The organism is Butyricicoccus sp. (assembly GCF_050872565.1).
GTDB lineage: Bacteria > Bacillota > Clostridia > Oscillospirales > Butyricicoccaceae > Butyricicoccus_A.
Map to the genome: position 1 here is coordinate 1 of NZ_JBNMHC010000151.1, position 5,188 is coordinate 5,188.

Below are 5,188 nucleotides of genomic sequence, written 5' to 3' on the forward strand. Positions count from 1 at the left end.
CATTGACGGCATTAATCCAATGGAGCGCAGTTTTCAGGAGGCGCGCGAGGCAGGCGTGACCTGCTGTTTGGTATCTCCTGGCAGCTGCAATCCGATTGCCGGACAAATCGCTGCGATCAAGACGGCAGGCCGCCGGATTGACGATATGATTGTCAAACAGCCGTGCGCGATGAAATTTGCGCTGGGAGAGAATCCAAAATCATGCTATAATGATAAGGATGAGACGCCGGTGACCCGTATGGCGACGGCGGCACTCATCCGAGAGACGCTGTACAAAGCACAAGAATACGGCAGACAAAAGCAGCACGCAGAAGATCCGTCGGATCTGCCGGAGTACGATGCCAAGTATGAAGCACTGCTTCCGGTTTTGGATGGCACCTGTCCGGCGCATTTCCATGCGCACCGTGCGGATGATATGTTTACTGCTCTGCGCATTGCGAAAGAGTTTTCGATTAAACCGGTCATTCTGCATGGCACAGAGGCGCATCTTGTTGCAGATATTCTGGCAGAGGAACACGTACCGATTTGCGCCGGACCGTTTTTGACGGATCGCTCCAAGCCGGAACTGCGACACTTGACCGAGCAGGCACCGGCTCTGCTGACCGAAGCGGGCATTGAAACCGCCATCACAACCGATCATCCAGAGACCACACTCAAGCATTTCATGCAGTGTGTAGTAGCTGCTGTACAGGCAGGAATGGAACCGCTTGCTGCTCTTCAGGCTGTTACGATTGTTCCGGCTCGCATTGCTGGATTGGATGACAGAATTGGCTCGCTGCGTGTCGGCAAGGATGCCGATCTGCTGATTACGAGTGGCGATCCGCTGGATTACCGCACCAAGGTCACAGCCGTATACATTGACGGAAAACAGGTGAAATAATGCCGCACTTGGCATACAATACAGGAGGATTACACAGAATGAGAACCATCGAAGCAAAAGAGATTACCGCGCTGGTGCGCGAGCTGTGCATGAAGGCAAACTATGTCCTGCCGGAGAGCATCCGACAGTCTTATGTAGACGGAGAGCAGAATGAGAAATCTCCGCTCGGCAAGACCATTTTTGGCAAGATGATTGAAAACTGTGATATTGCCTGTAAGAATTCCGTGCCGATCTGTCAGGATTGCGGCATGGCTATTGTATTCGTAGAAGTCGGTCAGGATGTGCATATTACCGGTGGTCTGCTGGAGGATGCTGTCAACGAGGGCGTTCGTCAGGGCTATGTAGACGGCTATCTGCGTCTGTCCGTCGTTCGTGATCCGCTGCTCGATCGCAGCAACACCAACGACAACACGCCGGCTATTCTCTACACACGTGTTGTTGCCGGTGATGAAATTCATGTCACCGTCGAGCCAAAGGGCTTTGGCAGTGAAAACATGAGTGCACTCAAGATGTTTACCCCAGCAGCAAAGCCGGAGGACATTATTGACTTTGTTGTTGAGGCCTGCGACAAGGCTGGCTCTAACCCGTGTCCGCCGATTGTTATCGGTGTCGGTCTGGGCGGCACGGCAGATAAGGCGTGCTATCTGGCAAAGCGTGCGCTGATGCGTCCGGTTGGTCAGTTCAATGAGAATCCGGGCTATGCAGAGATGGAAAAGAAGATTATTGAGCGTGTCAACGCGCTGGGCATCGGACCGCAGGGCTTGGGCGGCACAGTGACCGCTCTGATGTGTGCCATTGATACGTATCCGACCCATATTGCCGGTCTGCCGTGTGCCGTCAACATTGGCTGTCATGTCACACGCCATGCAGAGGGAAAAATCTAAAATCACGAAATTTCAAGAAAACGTGAGAAAATAAGAGATTGTTTAAGCTATTCTATGCTCAACTCCAAATTCGCCGAATTTTGCCATGCGACATATTTGTCTCTGCGTGGTATAATATTCCCAACAAAAGAGGAAGAAACAAATGGAAATTTGTTGAAATAATACAACTTCTTGCGGCGCGTGCCGCGCAAAACTTCCTCTTCGACAAGTGAATAAAAAATTGGGTTGTTAAACCATAAGGAGTTGATGTTATGAAGATCACCATCGTTGAAAGAAAAATCAAGATTAGCGAAGAGCTCCGCGATTACGCTATCAAGAAGGTTACCAAGCTGGATCGGTATTTCCAGAAGGATACCTCCGCGACCATTACTTTCAGTGAGCTGAAGGGCAGACAGACGGCAGAAGTAACCGTTCGTCACAATGGCATGGTTTTCCGTGCAGAGGAAACCACGACAGATATGTTTGCTTCCGTGGATGGTATGATTTCGAGCATCGAGAGACAGATTCGCAGAAACAAGACACGTCTGGAAAAGAAGCTGCGTCAGGGCGCATTCGACAAGATGGCTGCCAATGAGGCAAGCCTCGCAGAGTTCGCTGAGGACAAGTATGAAGTCGTTCGCCGGAAGAAATTCGATGTTGCTTCTATGACCGTTGAGGAAGCTATTTTGCAGATGAATCTGCTGGAGCATCAGTTCTTCTTCTTCCGCAATGCCGAAGAGGATGACGCACCGGCTGTTATCTATAAGAGAGCTGCTGGCGGCTATGGCTTAATCGAGGGCAATTGATCTTCGTTTTGCATAGATAAAAGGGTAAGATAACAAGTATAGCAAAGCCTTCCGCGGGATCCCGCGGAAGGCTTTTTGGAATAAATAGATTGATTAACGAGGAAAAAGATAGATGACTTTATATGATGTGATAAAAAATGCAGTGCCAAGACTGGAGGCAGAGTATAACATGAGTCAAATCGTAAATCACTCTGCAAGTAAAGGCGCTTTGCGAGAGTTCTTACTTAAGGAAATTATTAGACCATTTCTTCCAAAGAGATATGGCTTATGCAACGGCGAATGTTTTGATTCACACAATGGGGTGAGCAAACAACTTGATGTTATAATTTATGATGATTTATTTTCATATGCTGTTTCTATGGGAGATTATTATATGATGCCATTTGAATCTGCATATGGTGAGATAGAAGTAAAATCTATGCTGGATAAAAAAGCATTTATTGAAAGCATTAACAATATAGCATCCTTCAAGTCACTCGTCAAAGAAACTCCAGATGCTGGTCAAATTCTGCCCAATCTTGCAATAGAAATCAACGGTGTAGAATGGAATAAAACTGGCTTTACGAAGCCGTTTGGTGTCGTTTTTGCATACGATAGTGTGGATTCCAAGACAGTATTAAACTATTTTCATGAAATAAAGCCATTGAATCCTTCTCTAATGCCTGATATGATTGTACTTCTAAAAAAGAAAACAATTATTTTTCGATTATTCTATGAAGGTGAAAAGGAAGACAAAAAGTTTTATGTTACGACGAGTAATACATATCAAGGGTTTATCACACTACCTTGCGAAGACGATACACTGCCGATTTTTCTGTCGTATATTTTGAGTAGAACAAGAGATACTCGACTTAAAATTGCAGATACAGACGAGATGCTTAATGTGCAAATAGATAAGTTTCTTCATGAGATGGAAAAACAGCCTGTCGTCAGATTCAATATACAGCATAACGAAGAAAACTGATAGAAAAATTCTGCTAGACAAAACGAACGGAGTACAACCGTTATTATGCCTTGACAACAGACCGGTCAGAGATTATAATAGACTGGTCTAAAACAGAGATCGACGCTGAAGAAGAGGAGTACATTCCTATGCCAGCAAAGAGAGAAGCCGGTCGGTGCGAGGCTTCGCGGCAGGGGATGGAAGGTAGCTTCTGAGTTAATGCGCTGAAACTGGAGTATCCAGCGGGTAGGGGCATTCGGCTTGTCCCCGTTATCCGACTGGAAGCGCACGCGAGATAGATGGCTCGCGTGAATTAGGGTGGTACCGCGGAGAGCACAAGTCTTCGTCCTGATGAGGGACGGAGGCTTTTTCTTATTTTCAGCGAAAGATCCGGCTGCACGCGAATATATATGAAGGAAGGAGGCAATTTTGTGACCAACGAATTGCCAAAGACGTATGACCCGTCTGCGACAGAAGATAAGCTGTACAAGACGTGGGAAGAAAAGGGCTACTTCAATGCCGAAGTAGACGAAAACAAAAAACCGTTTACGATTGTGATTCCGCCTCCGAATGTCACCGGTCAGCTGCACATGGGTCATGCATTCGATGAGACCCTGCAGGATATTCTCATTCGTACCAAGCGTATGCAGGGCTACTCTGCTCTGTGGATGCCGGGCACGGACCACGCAGGCATCGCTACCCAGATCAAGGTAGAGGAAAACCTGCGCAAGGAAGAGGGTCTGACCCGCTATGACCTCGGCCGCGAGAAGTTCTTGGAGCGCGTTTGGGCGTGGAAGAACCAGTACGGCGACCGCATCATTCAGCAGCTCAAGAAGCTCGGTTCTTCTTGTGACTGGCGTCGTGAGCGCTTCACGATGGACGAGGGTTGCTCGAAGGCGGTTAAGGAAGTATTTGTCAACCTGTACAACAAGGGTCTGATTTACAAGGGCAGCCGCATCATCAACTGGTGCCCGCACTGTGCAACCGCGTTGTCTGACGCCGAAGTGGAGTACGAAACCCAGCCGGGCAAGCTGTGGTACATCAAGTACGACATCAAGGATTCCGACGAGAGCGTGATTGTCGCTACTACCCGTCCGGAGACCTTCATGGGCGACAGCGGCATCGCGGTTAATCCGGACGATGAGCGCTACAAGCATCTGGTCGGCAAGATGGCAATTTTGCCGATTATCGGCCGCGAGATCCCGATTTTCGCCGATGATTATGTCGACAAGGAATTCGGCACCGGCTGCGTCAAGACCACGCCGTGCCATGACCCGAACGATTTCGAGATGGGTCAGCGCCACAATTTGGAGCAGATTCTCGTATTCAACGAGGATGCAACCGTCAACGAAAACGGCGGCAAGTATCAGGGCATGGATCGCTACGAGTGCCGCAAGGCAGTTCTGGCTGATCTGGAAGCAGAAGGCCGTCTGGTCAAGATCGAGGATCACACCCATAACGTTGGCACCTGCTACCGCTGCGGCACGACTGTAGAGCCGATGACCTCCGCTCAGTGGTTCGTCAAGATGGCGCCGCTGGCAAAGGATGCTATTCGCGTCGTGGAAGACGGCGAGATCAAGTTCGTTCCGGAGCGCTTCAGCAAGACCTATACGCGCTGGATGGAAAATGTACACGACTGGTGTATTTCCCGTCAGCTGTGGTGGGGTCACCGCATTCCGGCGTACTACTGCGAGGA

5 protein-coding genes and 1 other annotated feature are annotated in these 5,188 nt (G+C 48.9%); all 5 genes read left to right on the forward strand.

Annotated elements, in window-relative coordinates:
• The coding region (locus ACR0P9_RS07300; RefSeq protein WP_432618756.1) for an amidohydrolase family protein at nt 1-880 on the forward strand (880 nt) is incomplete at its 5' end.
• 38 nt (nt 881-918) lie between these two features.
• Nucleotides 919-1,764, forward strand: coding sequence for a fumarate hydratase (locus ACR0P9_RS07305; RefSeq protein ID WP_432618758.1), 846 nt, complete (start codon nt 919-921; stop codon nt 1,762-1,764).
• Between the two features lie 251 nt (nt 1,765-2,015).
• A complete protein-coding gene (gene hpf, locus ACR0P9_RS07310; RefSeq protein WP_432618760.1) occupies nt 2,016-2,549 on the forward strand; it encodes a ribosome hibernation-promoting factor, HPF/YfiA family in 534 nt (177 codons plus the stop codon).
• Between the two features lie 112 nt (nt 2,550-2,661).
• Nucleotides 2,662-3,513 carry a DUF6602 domain-containing protein gene (locus tag ACR0P9_RS07315; RefSeq protein WP_432618762.1) on the forward strand — a complete coding sequence of 284 codons (852 nt, stop codon included), beginning with the start codon at nt 2,662-2,664 and terminating at the stop codon, nt 3,511-3,513.
• Between the two features lie 96 nt (nt 3,514-3,609).
• Nucleotides 3,610-3,846: a binding site (T-box leader), on the forward strand.
• Between the two features lie 77 nt (nt 3,847-3,923).
• On the forward strand, nt 3,924-5,188 hold a 1,265-nt coding region (locus ACR0P9_RS07320), incomplete at its 3' end, for a valine--tRNA ligase (RefSeq protein WP_432618764.1).

Coding starts and splice junctions, on each gene's coding strand:
- ACR0P9_RS07305 (WP_432618758.1), top strand. CDS start 919: ATGAGAACCATCGAAGCAAAAGAGATTACCGCGCTGGTGCGCGAGCTG.
- ACR0P9_RS07315 (WP_432618762.1), top strand. CDS start 2,662: ATGACTTTATATGATGTGATAAAAAATGCAGTGCCAAGACTGGAGGCA.
- hpf (WP_432618760.1), top strand. CDS start 2,016: ATGAAGATCACCATCGTTGAAAGAAAAATCAAGATTAGCGAAGAGCTC.